The following is a 15473-nucleotide window of genomic DNA, read 5'->3' on the forward strand; positions in this document are numbered from 1 at the left end:
CCCAACCCTCTCCCCCAGGCGAGTTGGGGGAGAGGGCTTTCGGTCCTTGGGCGCACGGGCCGCGGGTGCTAGCCTTTCGCGGATTCCCCGACAGGAACCCGCCATGCGTCCGTTGCTCGCCGCCTGCCTGCTGATTTTCGCCGCGTCCGCGCTCGCCGACGACGCTCCCCGCGGACGTTTGCCGAAAACCGCCGAACCGCTGCACTACGCGCTGCAGTTTCGCATCGACCCGGCCGCGGACGGTTTCGCCGGCGTCACGACGATCCGGGTGCGCCTGAACGAGGCCGCCGATCACCTGTGGCTGCACGGCGATTCGCTCTCCGTCGAAAAGGTCGACGTGACCGACGCGGCCGGCACCGCGCACACCGGCAAATATGCGCAGGCGAAAGACGCCGACGGCGTCGCGCGCATCGACTTCGGCAAGACGCTGCCCGCGCAGACGATCGACCTGCGCATCGTCTACCGTTCCAGGTACGACGAGCATCTGGAAGGTTTGTACAAAGCCAGGCACGCGGACAAGCCGTACGTCGTCACGCAGATGGAACCGATCAGCGCGCGCCGCGCGTTTCCCGGTTTCGACGAGCCGGTGTTCAAGACGCCGTACGACGTCACGCTCGAAGTGCCGCCCGGCCAGAAGGGCGTGACCAACGCCGCGCAGAAGAGCGCGGTCAAGCTCGCCGACGGCTGGACGCGGCTGACGTTCGAAACCACCGCGAAACTGCCGACGTACCTGATCGCGATCGGCGTCGGGCCGTGGGACGTCGTCGACGCGCCGCCGATCGCGGCGAGCCGCTGGCGCGACAAGCCGGTGCCGCTGCGCGCGATCGCGGCGGCCGGCGAAGGCCCGCGGCTCAAGGAAATTCTCGGCGCGACGCCGCAGATCGTCGCGGCGCTCGAAGACTATTTCGGCTACCCGTACGCGTTCGGCAAGCTCGACCTGCTCGCCGCGCCGGACTTCAGCGCCGGCGCGATGGAAAACGCGGGACTCATCATCTATCGCGACACGCTGATGCTGCTCGACGCGAACTCGCCGACGCAGCTGCGCCGCTCGTCGTTCGAGGTCAATACGCACGAACTGGCGCACCAGTGGTTCGGCGACACGGTGACGATGCAGTGGTGGGACGACATCTGGCTCAACGAAGCGTTCGCGACGTGGCTGGAAAACCGCATCACGGGCCGGCTGCGGCCGGAGAATCGCGCCGATCTCGGCATGGTCGAGGGCGCGCAGTACGCGATGCGCGCCGACAGCCTCGCGAGCGCGCGGCGCGTGCGCCAGCCGATCAGCGGCGTCGGCGACATCGAAGACGCGTTCGACAGCCTCACGTACCAGAAAGGCGCGGCGGTGCTCGGCATGTTCGAGGCATGGCTCGGCGAAGAAACGTTCCGTAGTGGAATTCGCAACTATGTGCGCGAGCACGAGTTCGGCAATGCGACGTCGGACGATCTGATCGCCGCGCTGGCGAAGGCCGGCGACCGCGACGAGCGTTTCGGCAAGGCGATGAAGAGCTTTCTCGACCAGCCCGGCGTACCGCAGGTGACGACGTCGCTTTCGTGCGACGGCGGCAAGGCGACGCTCGCGCTGTCGCAGCAGCGCTATTTTCCGGCGGGCTCCAAAGGCGACGCGGCGCAGCGCTGGGGCGTGCCGGTATGCGTGCGCCTGGGTTACGGCGACAAGACGTCGGTGCAGTGCGAACTGCTCGACCAGGCGTCGGGCACGATGACGCTCGCCGACGGCTGTCCCGACTGGTATCTGCCGAACGCCGATTCGCGCGGCTACTACCGCATCGCGATGCCGGCGGCGGAACTCGGCAAGCTCACGGCGGCCGTCGACAAGCTTGCCGAACGCGAACAGCTCGGCTTCGCCGATGCGATCCGCGCCGGCTTCGAGCGCGGCGACGTCGACGTCGCCGCGGCGCTCGCCGCGATGCGGCAACTGGCGCCGTCGAAGACGCGCGAGATCTCGACGTCGCTGTTCGGCACGTTCAACTGGATACGCGACTATCTGTCCGACGCGACGACGCGCCCGGCGCTCGATGCGTTCGCGACGTCGCTGTACCTGCCGCGCCTGCGCGAACTCGGCTATGCGCAGCGCGCCGGCGAGAACAGCGACGATGCGCTGATGCGCTCGGCGCTCGCCGAATTTCTCGCGCGCGACGTCGAAAACGCGCAGGTGCGCGCCGCGCTGGTGGAGCAGGGCCGCGCGGTGCTCAAGATCGGCGACAACGGACACCTGACGTTCAGCGCGGCGAACTACGACCTGCTCGGCACCACGCTGTCGATCACGGTGCAGGAACTCGGCGCGCCCGCGATCGACGCGCTCGTCGCCGAGATCGGCCGGCAGAGCGATCCGACGCTGCGCGCGTCGATGATCGGCGCGCTCGGCGCGACGCGCGACGGCAAGCTCGGCGACCGCGTGCGCAACTACGTGCTGACCGACGCGGTGAAGCTCGGCGAGGTGTCGCGCCTGCTCGGCGTCAACCAGTCGCACCCGGAGAATCACGCCGCGTACTGGACGTGGCTCAAGGCGAATTTCGACGCGCTGGTCAAGCGCATGCCGGCGAAGGGCGAGGGACGTCTGGTCGAGCGCGCGTCGGACGGCTGGTGCGCCGCGGCGCAGGAAAAGGAACTCGTGGAATTTTTCGCGCCGCGCGCGGCGAGCCTCACCGGCGGCGACACGGCGCTGGCGCGGGCGCGCGAGAAGATCGCGCTGTGCGTCGCCCGGCGCGAAAAGCAGGGTACGGCCGGCCTCGCGGCGTGGGCGAAAGCGAACCCGCCGGCGCTATGATGGCGCCAGGCGCCGCGGGGAGGTGGCCATGAGCGAAACGCAGACCGAAACGACGCGCGCCGCATACGCGCAGGTGCCCGAACGCAACACGTCGGACAACATCCTGCGCACGGCGCAGCAGCATCACGTGCAGCTCTCGGCGATGGCCGACACGAAGGCGAACATCATCATCACGGTGTCGTCGATCGTGCTGACGCTGTCGCTCGGCAAGCTCAACGACCCGGCGCTGCGCATCGCGGTGCTGATCCTGACGGTGTTCACGCTCGGCGCGCTGCTGCTCGCGATACTCGCGGTGTTGCCGAAGTACCGGCCGCTCAAGCTCGACAGCGAGGTGCTGCCGCCGCATTTCAACCTGCTGTTCTTCGGCCACTTCTCGGAGATTTCGCGAGAACGCTTTCTCGACGAGATCGCGCGGCTGCTGCAGCCCGACGGTTCGATCTATCGGACGCAGGCGAACGACCTCTACTCGCTCGGCATCTATCTCGCGCGGCACAAGTACCGCTATCTGCGGCTGTCGTATCTGTTCTTTCTCACGGGTTTCGTGCTCGCCTGCGGCGAACAGGCCGTGCGGATGTTGTTCGCCTAGCCTTTCTTCGGCGACACCCACATCGTGATGTCGGCGTCGAACACGACGTCGCCGGCCGCGTCGCGCACTTCGACGATCGCATGCAGATCCTGCGCGACGCTCGCGTCGGCGACGGCCGCCACGCGTGCGGTCGCGGTCATCGTGCCGGTCGCCTTCTTGAGGTAGCGCACGCTCATGCCCTTGGGAATCCAGCGCGTCGTGGCCGGGATCGTCGCGTCGGTCGCGAGACCGCCGGCCATCTCGGCCATGTTGCACAGCGCGATCGCGTGCACCGTGCCGATATGGTTCTGCACGCGGCGGCGATGGCGGATCGTCACGACGCAGCGCCCCGGCTCGAGCATCTGCACGGTCGGCCCGATGCTGCCGAAATACGGCGCGCGCAGACAGATCAGCCGCGAGTAGAGCCACCGGCCGAAGCCGGACTTGCCGTGCTTTTCGAACAGGCGCAGCGCTTGCGAAGCCAAGGCGTGTCTCCGGGCGAACGTCCCGGCCGCGGCCGGGACGTTCAAGGTCGGTACGGGCGTTTAAGCGACGGAGCGCAGTACGGTCTTGCCGTGCTTGACCGCGGCTTCGAGTTCGCGCGGGTCGAAATCGTCGACGCTGATGAATTCGAACGTCGCGGCGCGCACGCGTTCGAGCAGCTTGCGCTCCTCTTCGGTGATGCCGCCCAGCGCTTCGACTTCGGCGAGCTGCTGCACGTAATCGTGCGACTTGATCTCGCCGCTCTTGAGGGCCTTCAGGAACTTGCGCTCGACCGGCTCGGCCGCGATCACGTCCGGCAGAATCGCGTTCATGCGGCCGATCGCGTTGTTCGGGTTCGGCGTGAGATAGACGTATTCGCCGAGACGGTCGCGCGTTTCGTTCGGCGCGCACAGGATCGCGGCGACGCGGCGGCCGAGGCGGTCCGACGGCGGCACTTCGCGGCGGCCGAGCGGAAACACCAGCGCGCGCAGCAGCCACGCGACCGGACGCACGGGGAAGTTGCGCAGCACGCCGTCGAGCGCCATCTGCATGCGCCAGACGCTGTCGTGGAACGCCCACGCGAGCATCGGCTGGTCCGCGGCGGGGTGGCCCTGGTCTTCGTAGCGCTTCAACATGCTCGATGCGATGTACAGGTTCGACAGCACGTCGCCGAGGCGCGCGGAGATCTTTTCCTTGAACTTGAGTTTGCCGCCGAGCACGAGCATCGACGTATCGGCGACGAGCGCGAGCGCCGCGGCATAGCGGTTCAATTTGCGGAAATAGCGCTTGGTATACTTGTCGCCCGGCGCCGAGCCGATCTTCGCATGCGTCAGGCCCAGCACGAAGCTGCGCACGGCGTTGGACACGGCAAAGCCGATATGGCCGAACAGCGCGCGGTCGAACGCGCGCAGGCGTTCGGCGTAGTCGGGCAGCTGCGCCGCTTCGAGTTCCTTGAGCACGTACGGATGGCAGCGGATCGCGCCCTGGCCGAAGATCATCATGCTGCGCGTGAGGATGTTCGCGCCCTCGACCGTGATCGCGATCGGCGCGCCCTGCCAGGCGCGGCCGGCGTAGTTTTTCGGTCCCAGGATCACGGCCTTGCCGCCGTGGATGTCCATGACGTCTTTCGCGATTTCGCGGCCGAGTTCGGTCGCGTGGTATTTGGCGATCGCCGACGGCACCGACGGCTTCTCGCCGCGGTCGACCGCCGCGGCGGTCGCACGCGACAGCGCGCTGATCGCGTAGGTGTAGCCGCCGACGCGCGCGAGCGCTTCCTCGATGCCTTCGAAGCGGCCGATCGCCATGCCGAACTGCTTGCGGATGCGCGCGTAGGCGCCGGTGGCGAGTGAGCCGATGCGCGCGGCGCCGGTCGCGTTCGACGGCAGCGAGATCGAGCGGCCGACCGACAGGCATTCGACGAGCATGCGCCAGCCCTGGCCGGCCATTTCCGGTCCGCCGATCAGCTGCGACAGCGGCACGAACACGTCCTTGCCGCGCACCGGGCCGTTCTGGAACGGCACGTTCAGCGGGAAATGACGGCGGCCGGCTTCCAGGCCCTTGGTGTCGCGCGGCAGCAGCGCGAGCGTGATGCCGAGGTCTTCGACGTCGCCGAGCAGTTTTTCCGGGTCGTACATGCGGAACGCGAGGCCGATCACCGTCGCGATCGGCGCGAGCGTGATGTAGCGCTTGTCGAACGTCAGCCGCACGCCGACGACGTTGGCGCCGTTCCATTCGCCCTTGCAGACGATGCCGTAGTCGGGAATCGACGTCGCGTCCGAACCGGCGTAGGGGCCGGTCAGCGCGAAGCACGGAATTTCGCGTCCGTCGGCGAGGCGCGGCAGGTAGTGGTCTTTCTGCTCCTTCGTGCCGTAGTGCAGCAGGAGCTCGGCCGGGCCGAGCGAGTTCGGCACCGCGACGGTCGAGCCGACCGTCGTGGAGATGCTCGCGATCTTCTGCAGCACCGCCGAATGCGCCAGCGCCGAGAACTGCAGGCCGCCGTATTCCTTCGGAATGATCATGCCGAAGAACTTGTTCTTCTTGAGGAACTCCCACACGGGCGGCGGCAGGTCGGCCAGCTCGTGCGTGATTTCCCAGTCGTTCGTCATGCGGCACAGTTCTTCGACCGGACCGTCGAGAAACGCGCGTTCTTCGATCGACAACTGCGGCACCGGCTGGCGCAACAGCTGGTTCCAGTCCGGCTTGCCGCTGAAGAGCTGCCCCTCGAAACCGACCGTGCCCGCTTCGAGCGCGACTTTCTCGGTATCGGAGAGCTGCGGCGTGATCTTCTGGTAGATCGACAGGAGCGGCGCGGTGATGCGGCGCCGGCGGAAGTCGACGAGGTTCAAGGGCGCGGCGACGAGCGCGAACAGCGTCAGCGTCGCCAGCGTTGCGAGCCAGTGCGCGCCGCCGAACCCGCCGGCGGCGAGAATCGCGACGGCGACGGCGCCGGTCCAGACGATCAGCCCCGCGCGGCGATAGGCGCAGATCACGCTGACGAGGATCGCGGCGATCAATGGCAGCCAGTGTTGCATGTCCGACTCCTTAAATATTCAGCGAGTCCCGGCGTGCGCCGAGAGATCGTACGAAGGTGAGAACGGCGTCGGTGAACGCTTCGTTGCGGTCGCCGACGACCATATGCGTCGCACGCGGCACGACGACGTGCTGCGCATGCGGCACGAGCGAGAGGAACTCGCCGATCGTCGTTTGCGAGACGACGTCGCTTTCGCTGCCCGAGAGCAGCAGCGTCGGCACGTCGATGCGTGCCGCGGCGCCGAGCAGGCGTTCCTGGTGCCGCTCGAAGCCCTCGGCGATCGCATCGAGCAGCCGGGGATCCCAGTGCCAGCGATAGCGCCCGTTGTCCTGTCTGACCAGGAGCGCGCGCAGGCGTTCGGGCGACCGCGGTTCGCGACGGTGGGGCAGATAGTCCGAAATCGCCTGCGAAGCGTCGGCGAGCGACTCGAAACCGTCCGGGTGCGCGCGCATGAACGCGAGGATGCGTTCGACGCCGGCGGTTTCCCAACGCGGCGTCACGTCGACGAGCACGAGCGCGCGGAACAGCGGACCGAGGTCGGCCTGCGCCAGGAGGCCCACCAGCCCGCCGAACGACGCACCGACGAGAACGGCGTTCGGACCTGCGTAGCGTGCAATCTGCAATAGATCGGTCGTGAACTGTTCGATCGCGTAGTTGCCGTCGGCGCGCCACCCGCTGTCGCCATGACCGCGCGCGTCGGCGAGCACGCAGCGAAAGCCGACGCCGGCAAGGCGCTCGGCACTGCCGCTCCAGGCGAGTCGGGTCTGGCCGAAGCCGTGCGCGAAAACGAGCGGCGGTCCGCCGATGCCGCCGTGCGTCCGGACAGCCAATTTCACCCCGTCGTCACCGACGAGTCGGATCTCGACGGTCGCATCGGGGCGTTGCGGACGGGGTGTGGGGCTGGCGGACATGCCTTCGAGTATCTGTGCCGAAATAGAGCAATCAATCCGTTAGCGCACGGAAAGTTCAATTCTTTCTCAATTGACCATTTCCTAAGTTCGCCGCGGAACGGCGGTGCTTCAATCGATCCCGGGTCGGCCCAATCCCCCCACTTCAAACCCCCTATCGATATGAATAGCGAAGCAGCAGTCGTCACTCAATTCAATCCTCGCGGCCGCTTGACGCCGGTCGACTGGGAGCAGGCAGGACTCGATACGCTCGGCGAACTCGGCGTCAGCGCCGTCGCCGTGGAACCGCTCGCCCGCAGGCTGGGCGTGACCAAGGGCAGCTTCTATTGGCACTTCCCCAGCCGAGAAGCGCTGCTCAAGATCATTCTCGAGCGCTGGGAGCTGCAGGACGAGGAAGAATTCGCCCTGGTCGAGGCGATCACCGATCCGAAGGAACGCATGCGCAGCCTGTTCCGCCGCACCGGCGAAACCGCCATGAAATCCCATGCGATCTACGCGTCGCTGCTCAGATCGCCGGAGCACCCGATCGTTCAGCCCGTGCTGACGCGGGTTACCAATCGCCGGCTCGCCTTCCTGACCGACGCTTATCGCCAGGCCGGCTACGAGGCGGACTCCGCGTTCCGTGCGCGCCTCGCCTATGCCGCCTACGCCGGTTTCCTGCAGCTCTCGTGGCAGGTCGGCCAGCAACTGGAAAACGCCGAATTCGACGCGTACACCGAGCACACGATCCAGGCTTTGATTCCCGATTGAAGCGTCGGCACCGATGCGCGCGACGAACGCGGAGGAGGCGCGGTTCGACGTGATGCAGCCACGCGCAAGTTATTGAAACCACTTGGCTTTGAACAGGCGCCCGGGCCGTCCGGGCGCCTGTTCTTTTTCCGCCGGGCTATTTGCGTTTTGTTGCAATACCACGCGTCGGCGGCTAACGTGAGGCGCCTGACTCATGAGCATAGGGCCTTGGCTGGCCCGGGACCGAGGACATGGCAAGCAAGCTAGAAGCGTTGAACCGATGGGTCGACGAAGTCGCCCGTCTGACGCAGCCCGACCGAATACATTGGTGCGACGGTTCCGAGGCGGAATACCAGGCTCTCGTCGAACTGATGCTCGACACCGGCGACCTGATCGAACTGAACCCGTCGACGCACCCGAACTGCTATCTGCACCGCTCGAATCCGTCGGACGTCGCACGCGTCGAGCACCTCACCTTCGTGTGCACGCAGGAGGCCGACGATGCCGGCCCGAACAATCACTGGATGGCGCCCGACGAGGCGCACCGGAAGATCGACGCCCTGTTCGCCGGCTGCATGAAGGGCCGCACGCTGTACGTGATCCCGTATTGCATGGGCCCGATCGACTCTCCGATCGCCCGCTGCGGCGTCGAAATCACCGACAGCCCGTACGTCGTCGCCAATATGCGCATCATGACGCGCATGGGCGTCAAGGCGCTCGAACGCATCGAGCGCGACGGAACGTTCGTCCGCGGTCTGCACTCGACCGGCGATCTCGACCCGGCCAAGCGTTTCATCATGCATTTCCCCGAAGAACGGGCCATCAAATCGATCGGTTCGGGCTACGGCGGCAATGCGCTGCTCGGCAAGAAGTGCCATGCGCTGCGTATCGCCTCGCATCAGGCGCGCCAGGAAGGCTGGCTCGCCGAGCACATGTTGATTCTCGGCATCGAAAACCCGCAGGGCGAAACGCACTACGTCGCCGCGGCGTTCCCCTCGGCGTGCGGCAAGACGAATCTGGCCATGCTGATTCCGCCGAAGGCATACCCGGGCTGGAAGATCTGGACGATCGGCGACGACATCTGCTGGATGCAGCCGGGCCCGGACGGCCGCTTGTGGGCGATCAATCCGGAGGCGGGCTTCTTCGGCGTCGCGCCGGGCACCAGCGCCAAGACGAATCCGAACGCGCTCGCGATGCTCGACCGCGATGCGATCTTCACCAACGTCGCCGAAACCGCCGACAACCAGCCGTGGTGGGAAGGCCTGCCCGACGGCAAGCCGGCCAAGGACTGGCAGGGCCGCGACTACGACCCCGCGAACGGCCCGGCCGCGCACCCGAATTCCCGCTTCACGGTCAGCGCGCGCCAGTGTGCGAGCTGGTCGCCGCGCGCCGAAGATCCGCAGGGCGTGCCGATTTCCGCGATCGTGTTCGGCGGCCGGCGCGAATCGCTGGTGCCGCTCGTGTTCGAATCGCGCGACTGGACGCACGGCGTTCTCGTCGGTGCGGCGATGGGCTCGGAAACGACCGCCGCGGCGACCGGCGCGGTCGGCGTGCTGCGCCGCGATTCGATGGCGATGAAACCGTTCTGCGGCTACAACTTCGCCGACTACTTCGCCCACTGGCTGAGCTTCGACAAGGCCGGCGCGAAGCTGCCGAAGATCTTCCACGTCAATTGGTTTCGCAAGGGCGCCGACGGCAAGTTCGTATGGCCGGGTTTCGGCGACAACATGCGCGTACTCGAATGGGTCATCGAGCGCTGCAAGGGTACGGCCGGCGCGAACGAAACGCCGATCGGCAACCTGCCGCGCGCGCAGGATCTCAATCTCGCCGGCCTCGACCTTTCGCCGGCCGACCTCGAGCTGCTGCTCACGGTCGACCGTGACGGCTGGGCGAGCGAATACGCGAGCATCGGCGAATATCTCGACTCGTTCGGCGCGCGCACGCCCGATGCGCTGCGCCAGGAGCACGCGCGCACGAGCGCCGCGCTCGCGCAGGCCGAACCGGCCGCGCCGAAGGTCGCGGTCGGCTGATGCTTTCGCGGCGCTCCCGCGCGGGAGCGCCGCGGCTTCGATGAAGGCGTTCTACTGCCACCATTTCGTGCTGCCGCTGCCGCCGGAACATCGTTTTCCGATGGCGAAATACGCGCGGCTCGTCGAACGCGTGGCGGCGTCGGCGTGCGAGTCGGGCATCGAACTCGTCGAGCCGGCCGCCGCGAGCGACGAGCAGTTGTGCCGCGCGCACGACCGCGCCTACGTCGAACGCGCCGCGCGCGGCGAACTCGACGCGGCGGAACTGCGAAAGATCGGCTTTCCGTGGTCGCCGGCGATGATCGAGCGCTCGCGGCGCTCGTCCGGCGGCACGATCGGCGCGCTCGCGGCGGCGTTGTCGGGCGACGGCGTCGCGGTCAATCTCGCGGGCGGCACGCACCATGCGTTCGCCGACCACGGCGCCGGCTATTGCGTGTTCAACGACTCGGTCGTCGCGGCGCGCGACGCCCAGGCGCGCGGACTCGCGCGCCGCGTGCTGATCGTCGACCTCGACGTGCACCAGGGCAACGGCACCGCGGCGATCGTGCGCGGCGATCCGAGCATTTTCGCGTTTTCGATGCACGGCGAGCGCAACTATCCGGCGATCAAGGAAGCCGGCGATCTCGACGTCGAGCTGCCCGACGGCTGCGACGACGCGCACTATCTCGCCGAGCTTGCGCGGCATCTGCCGGTCGCGATCGGCCGGGCGGCGCCCGATGCCGTGATCTACCTCGCCGGCGCCGATCCGTACGAAAACGACCGCCTCGGACGGCTCAAGCTGACCAAGCAGGGCCTGCGCGAACGCGATCGCATGGTCTTCCAGGCCTGCCTCGGGCATGATTTTCCCGTTGCCGTGACGATGGCGGGCGGATACGCGAGCGATGTTGCCGATATCGTGGACATTCACTACGCGACGGTCAGCGAGGCGGCGGCGTTCGCCAGGGTTCGTGCGGGAATCGTTCAGGTTTAAACGCTCCGCGGGTACGGTGCATCCAAGCGTGCACCATGAATACTGCCTGCCTGCCCATGAGCTTTGCGATGCCTGAATCGGCGCCGGTGCCAGCGGACGATGTCGCCCTGGTCGAGCGTTCGATGGCGGGCGACATGCGTGCCTTCGAGCTGCTCTACCGCAAGCACGTCGGCCGCGTGTACGGCGCGATCCTGCGCATCGTCGGAATGAACCACGCGCGCGCCGAAGAACTGACGCAGGACGCGTTCATCCGCGCCTGGCAGAAACTCGCCGGCTTCCGGTTCGAAAGCGCGTTCTCGACGTGGCTGTATCGCCTGGGCGTCAATGTCGCGCTGATGGACGTGCGCGGTGCGGCACCCGAGCAGAACGTCGAAGACGACGCGCTCGAGTACGCGGCCGGCGGCGACGTGCCGTTCTGCGCCGGCGAGCGTTCGGACCTCGAACAGGCCGTCGCGAAGCTGCCGCCGCGCGCGCGCGCCGTGCTGGTGCTGCACGATGTCGAAGGGTGGAAGCACGAGGAGATCGCCAAAGAGCTGGGCATGGCGGTAGGCTCGTCGAAGGCGCAATTGCATCGCGCGCGCGGCTTGATGCGGCGCGTGCTCGGAGATGCGGCATGAGCGATCACGAATTCCAATGGCGGCGCGGCATGCGCGAGCTCGGCGGACCGGTGCAACCCGGCCGCGACCTGTGGCTCGACATCGCGGCCCGCATCGAGGCCGAAGCGGCCGCCGCGCAACCCGCGATCGCGCCGCCGGCGCGACGCCGCTGGGCGCTGCCGCTTGCGGCCGCCGCGAGCATCGCGGCCGGCGTGCTGATCGCCTCGCACTGGCTCGCCGGCGTGCCGGGAACGGCCACGACGACACTCGCGCAAGCGACATCGGATCCGGGTCCGGCGCTCGAACGCGCCAACCGCGATTTCAAACAGGTGCGGCCGCAGGATCCGCGCCTTGCCGGGGCCGTCGCCGAACTCGACGCCGCCGCGGCCGAGCTGCAACAGATGCTGCAACATCAACCCGACGCGGTGTTCCTCGTCGGCCTGCTCAACCGTACCAACGAACGTCGCATGAAACTCGCGCGCATGGGGCTTGCTTCGAGCTGATGCCGACACGTGGAGAAACCATGAAAGTGAAATTGTTGCCACTGATCGCGTTCCTTGCCCCGGGCGCCGTGTTCGCCGGAACGCCGATCAACGAAACGCGCAGCGTCGACGACGACGTGCGCATCGACGTTTCCAACGTCAAGGGCGCAGTCAACGTCACCGCCTGGGAGAAGGACGAGGTCTCGATCTCCGGCACGCTCGGCAACGGCGCCAAGCGTCTGGCCGTCGACGGCGAGGGCGGCCACCTGTCGGTCAAGGTGGAAGGCCCCGACAAGTCGAAGGGCTGGCTCAACTGGGGTTCCGACTCGTCGATGGAAGAGTCGGTGCTGAATCTCAAGGTGCCGCGCAAGGCGTCGCTCGAAATCAACGTCGTCAGCGCCGCAGTGGTCGTGAGCGACCTCGCCGGCGGCGACGTGACGGTCGACAGCGTCTCCGGGCGCGTGCGCGTCGGATCCGACAGCCGCCGCGTCCGCATCGAAAGCGTCAGCGGCGACGTCGAGTTCGACGGCAAGGCCGGCGAGGCCGAAGTGCAGACGGTCAGCGGCGACGTGCGCGCCCGCGGCGTCGGCGGACGCACGCGCTTCGAAACGGTATCGGGCGCCGTGCGCGTCGTGGCCAGCGCGCCGCTGTCAGACACGTCGGCCGGCACGGTGTCGGGCGACATCGAAATCAGCGGCGAACTCGGCAAAGGCGGTCGCATGCACGTTGAAACGATGAGCGGCGACGTACGCATCGGCTTTGGGTCGAACCTGTCGGCGCGCATCCAGGCCGAAAGCTTCAGCGGCACGCTGCGCAGCGACTTCGGTACGGTCGAGAAGCGCGAGCACGGGCCCGGTTCGAGCCTCGACGTGCGCGTCGGCGACGGCGAGGGCGACGTCGATGTCGATAGTTTCAGCGGCGACGTGACGCTGCGCCGCGATTGACTGCCGCGCCCGCGACGATCGCGCGGGCCGAGCTGCGGAAACGCAAGATTCTAGAACAATAGATAAGTAGACAGAATGTACTTGTCGCCGGAGCGCGGCGGCGGTGCCTCGTGCTGGTACATCCAGTACGGCGGAAACATCAGCAGGCGTCCGGCGCGCGGACGCACGACGACGTCGAGATCGGGAAAGCGCGTTTCGCCGCCTTCGGCGATGTCGTTGAGATACCACAGAAACACGAGATAGCGGTTCGCCGCTTCGTTGATCGAATCGAAGTGCAGCTGAAAGCGTTCCTCGCGGTCGGGCCGGTAGCGTTTGATCACGAGCTCGGCGATGCGCGGCGACGGCGGCACCGGAATGGACAGTCCGATATCGGCGTTGTAGCGCGCGAGCGCTTCCTGCATGCGGCCCAGCAGAAAACCCTTGAAGCCGGCATCGGACAGCGGCGAGATGTCGAGTTCGGTCCACGCGCTGTCGTCCAGGCCCGCACGGATGCCGCGCCCGTTGCCGCGCTGGAAGCGCGCGAGTCCTTCGAACGATGCGATCAGCTGCGCGCACAGGTTCGCGTCGAACGCGTCGTCGTAAACCCGCAGATAGTGGCGCAGATCGCGCCGGTCGGCCTGTGCGTTCACGGCGGGTCGAGGTCGCGATAGCCCCAGCGTTCGAAATACGGTCGCAGCACGGGCAGCGCCGGCGCGAGCCATGCGGCATAGGCCTGCGCGCGGCCGACCGCGCGCGCGTTGATCGGTTCGATCACCTGGGTATAGCTCGGCGTCGAGATGTAGCCGCGCTTGCGCGCGTGCTCGTGGAAGCGCAGTACGGCGTCGTCCCACGGAAGGTCGAGGAACTCGATGAGGCGTCGCGCGTGCGTTTCGACGTCGGCGACGAGGTCTTCGTAGCGCAGTTCGAACACGTCGGGCTGCAGCACCTCGCGCTGACCGATCCAGAAATCCATCGCGTCGGCATAGCCGCGCGCGGTGGATTCGACCGTCTCGCACATCGCGACGAACGCCGGCGAGTTGAACGACTGCATGTAGTTGCTGACGACCGCGTCGGCCGGATGGCGCAGCATCAGGACGATCTTCGCGTGGGGCCAGAGTCGGCGGATCAGCGGCAGCTTCAGGAGATTGAGCGGGTTCTTGTCGACGAGCCGCTGGCCGTCGGCGAGCGTGACGTGGCGCGCGACGCGCTCGGCGTAGACCGCGCGCAGCGCGTCGCACTGCGCGGCGGTGAGCCGGCCGAGATCTTCGGGATACTCGAGCTTCTGCGCCTGCATGTCCTCGATCACGCGCTGCAGGAACGGCCGTTCGTCCATGCTCGCGAGCATCGGATGCGCGTCGAGCATCGTTTCGAGCATCGTGGTGCCGGAGCGCGGGAAACCGACGATGAAGATCGGGCTCGCCCCGCGCGCGGGCGCGCCGGCGTCGTCGGCCGGCCATTGCGCGTACTGCTCGGGCGTGAGGCTGTGGCGCGTGATGCGAAACGGCGAGCGGCCTTCGAACATGTAGGGCATGCGCTCGCGCAGCGGTGCCGCCTGCAGCCGGTGCGCCGTTTCGAGCGCGCGCATCGCCGCGGCATGGTCGCCGAGCTTGTCGCAGACTTTCGCGAGCGAAAAGTTCAGATGGAAGTTCGCGAACGCCACCGTGCCGGTCGAGATCAGCTCTTCGTGCAGGCGCCGCGCGGCCGGCAGGTCGTCGCCGCGCGACGCGAGCGACGCGCGCAGGATCGCGAGGTCCTCGCCGACCGCCGACGGCAGCGCCGGATGCCGCGACAGTTCGTGGACGATCGCCCACGCCTGGTCGAGACGATTGGAGCGCTCGTGGATCGCGCCCTGGCGCACGAGGACGCGCGGATGATCGGGCGAGGCGGCGGCGGCCTGCGCGAGTGCGAGCTCCGCGTCGGCGATCTTGCCGAGACGAAACATCAGCCACGCCGCTTCGGCGAACGTCGACGGATCGGCCTCGCGCCATTCGCGCCAGTTGTCGGTGAGCGTTCGCGCCAACCGCTTGTCGTTGTTTTCGAGCGCGGCGATCGCGCAGTAGGTGCGGATTTCCGGATCGTCAGGTTCGAGCGCGATCGCCTGCTCGAGCGCACGGAGCGCGTCGGCCGCGTTGCCGGCATCGAGGTCGTTCAAGCCGATGTTGAAGAGCAGGCCTGCCTGTGGGCCGGTGAGCCGGAGCGCGCGGGCGAAGGCCGCGGTGGCATCTTCGAACCGGCGCACGTCTCGTAGCGCGTTGCCGAGGTTGCTCCAGTATTCGTAGACGTCCGGTTCGTTCTGCGCGAGCTGCGACAGTAGCGGAATCGCTTCGCGCGAGCGGCCCTGCGCCTGCAGCGACAGCGCGAGCACGAGCGCCGCGTCGACGTTGCCGTCGTCCTGCGCGAGCAGCTGCCGGCACGCGTGTTCGGCGCGCGCAAACTGGCCGTTCTGGAAAAATGCGAAAGCCGCTTGCGACATGC

13 protein-coding genes are annotated in these 15473 nt (G+C 67.5%); 8 read left to right on the top strand and 5 right to left on the bottom strand.

Annotated elements, in window-relative coordinates; translation table 11 throughout:
- Positions 1-103: 103 nt before the first annotated feature.
- Together OD750_RS01905 and OD750_RS01910 are read left to right on the top strand one after the other, a co-directional pair.
- On the top strand, positions 104-2785 hold the full coding sequence (locus OD750_RS01905; RefSeq protein WP_263543683.1) for a M1 family metallopeptidase: 2682 nt from the start codon (positions 104-106) through the stop codon (positions 2783-2785).
- Between the two features lie 28 nt (positions 2786-2813).
- Positions 2814-3371, top strand: a complete 558-nt coding sequence (locus tag OD750_RS01910; RefSeq protein WP_263543682.1) for a Pycsar system effector family protein — start codon at positions 2814-2816, stop codon at positions 3369-3371.
- On the opposite strand, the gene OD750_RS01915 is transcribed toward OD750_RS01910, so the two are convergent.
- From OD750_RS01915 to OD750_RS01925, 3 genes are read right to left on the bottom strand one after another with little or no spacing between them, the layout of a single operon-like run.
- Entirely contained in the window at positions 3368-3835 is a 468-nt protein-coding gene (locus tag OD750_RS01915) for a hotdog fold domain-containing protein (RefSeq protein WP_263543681.1), read from the bottom strand. The genes OD750_RS01910 and OD750_RS01915 overlap by 4 nt on opposite strands.
- Before the next feature lie 60 nt (positions 3836-3895).
- Positions 3896-6364 (bottom strand): acyl-CoA dehydrogenase, encoded by a 2469-nt coding sequence (locus tag OD750_RS01920; protein ID WP_263543680.1) that lies wholly within the window; start codon positions 6362-6364, stop codon positions 3896-3898.
- 10 nt (positions 6365-6374) lie between these two features.
- A complete protein-coding gene (locus OD750_RS01925; protein WP_263543679.1) occupies positions 6375-7274 on the bottom strand; it encodes an alpha/beta fold hydrolase in 900 nt (299 codons plus the stop codon).
- A 159-nt stretch (positions 7275-7433) separates the two neighbouring features.
- Between OD750_RS01925 and OD750_RS01930 the strand changes: the two genes are divergently transcribed.
- The 6 genes from OD750_RS01930 to OD750_RS01955 all read left to right on the top strand — a co-directional run bounded on the left by OD750_RS01930 (position 7434) and on the right by OD750_RS01955 (position 13019).
- On the top strand, positions 7434-8021 hold the full coding sequence (locus tag OD750_RS01930; protein WP_263543678.1) for a TetR/AcrR family transcriptional regulator: 588 nt from the start codon (positions 7434-7436) through the stop codon (positions 8019-8021).
- 230 nt (positions 8022-8251) lie between these two features.
- Positions 8252-10030: a phosphoenolpyruvate carboxykinase (GTP) gene (locus tag OD750_RS01935; RefSeq protein ID WP_263543677.1), complete on the top strand. Its 1779-nt coding sequence runs from the start codon at positions 8252-8254 to the stop codon at positions 10028-10030.
- 40 nt (positions 10031-10070) lie between these two features.
- Entirely contained in the window at positions 10071-10997 is a 927-nt protein-coding gene (locus OD750_RS01940) for a histone deacetylase family protein (RefSeq protein WP_263543676.1), read from the top strand.
- Between the two features lie 35 nt (positions 10998-11032).
- A complete protein-coding gene (locus OD750_RS01945; RefSeq protein WP_425508201.1) occupies positions 11033-11614 on the top strand; it encodes an RNA polymerase sigma factor in 582 nt (193 codons plus the stop codon).
- Positions 11611-12096, top strand: coding sequence for a hypothetical protein (locus tag OD750_RS01950; protein WP_263543674.1), 486 nt, complete (start codon positions 11611-11613; stop codon positions 12094-12096). The genes OD750_RS01945 and OD750_RS01950 overlap by 4 nt, the downstream gene beginning before the upstream one ends.
- 20 nt (positions 12097-12116) lie before the next feature.
- Entirely contained in the window at positions 12117-13019 is a 903-nt protein-coding gene (locus OD750_RS01955; protein ID WP_263543673.1) for a DUF4097 family beta strand repeat-containing protein, read from the top strand.
- A 50-nt stretch (positions 13020-13069) separates the two neighbouring features.
- On the opposite strand, the gene OD750_RS01960 is transcribed toward OD750_RS01955, so the two are convergent.
- Complete coding sequence (locus OD750_RS01960) at positions 13070-13648, bottom strand: 2OG-Fe(II) oxygenase (protein ID WP_263543672.1); 579 nt, start codon at positions 13646-13648, stop codon at positions 13070-13072.
- Positions 13645-15471, bottom strand: a complete 1827-nt coding sequence (locus OD750_RS01965; RefSeq protein WP_263543671.1) for a tetratricopeptide repeat-containing sulfotransferase family protein — start codon at positions 15469-15471, stop codon at positions 13645-13647. Before OD750_RS01965 ends, OD750_RS01960 begins: the two co-directional genes overlap by 4 nt.
- Between the last annotated feature and the right edge of the window lie 2 nt (positions 15472-15473).

Origin of the sequence: Tahibacter soli, assembly GCF_025717065.2 — a bacterium.
In the GTDB taxonomy this organism is placed as follows: domain Bacteria; phylum Pseudomonadota; class Gammaproteobacteria; order Xanthomonadales; family Rhodanobacteraceae; genus Tahibacter; species Tahibacter soli.